The organism is Paraburkholderia ribeironis (assembly GCF_900019265.1).
Lineage (GTDB): Bacteria > Pseudomonadota > Gammaproteobacteria > Burkholderiales > Burkholderiaceae > Paraburkholderia > Paraburkholderia ribeironis.
In genome coordinates, this window is sequence record NZ_CYGX02000159.1 from 1 (window position 1) to 557 (window position 557).

Sequence of the window (557 nt, forward strand, 5' to 3'; positions counted from 1 at the left end):
CTGCGCCGCCAATAGACAGTTCACCCACTGCGCCTAGCGGCACCGGTTGACCGTGGCTGTCTAGCAGGTAAATCCGAGTGTTCGAGATCGGTCGGCCAATAGACGGATCCAACCCTGGTACCATCCGACGTGTAGTCGACCAGATAGTCGTCTCGGTTGGTCCGTACATGTTCCAGAGGACTTGCACATGATCGAACATGCGTGCAGCGAGTGATGCAGGCAGTGCTTCGCCGCCGCAAAGCAACGTGAAAGATGCGTTGGGCCAGCGGTGATTCAACAGCGCGCTCCAGTGTGCCGGCGTGGCTTGAACGAACGTAACGGCTTCCTGTTCGATCGGTGCGACAAGGCGCTCGGGGTCAATTGCGACATCGCGCGAAGCAAGCATCAGCCGTGCGCCGGACAGCAATGGCAAATATAGCTCTAACGCTGCGATATCGAACGATACCGATGTGAGATTGAGCACAGTATCATCCGCAGCGATGCCGGGCTCCGACGCCATCGCGCTGCATAGGTTGACCAGTGATACGTGTTCGACCATCACTCCCTTTGGGGCACCA

The 557-nt window shown here is 58.0% G+C and carries 1 protein-coding gene; it reads right to left on the minus strand.

Going from position 1 to position 557, the window contains the following annotated elements; genetic code table 11:
- Positions 1 to 538 (minus strand): AMP-binding protein (locus BN2475_RS32680; protein WP_245841755.1); only part of this gene is annotated, 538 nt, incomplete at its 3' end.
- Positions 539 to 557 lie beyond the last annotated feature (19 nt).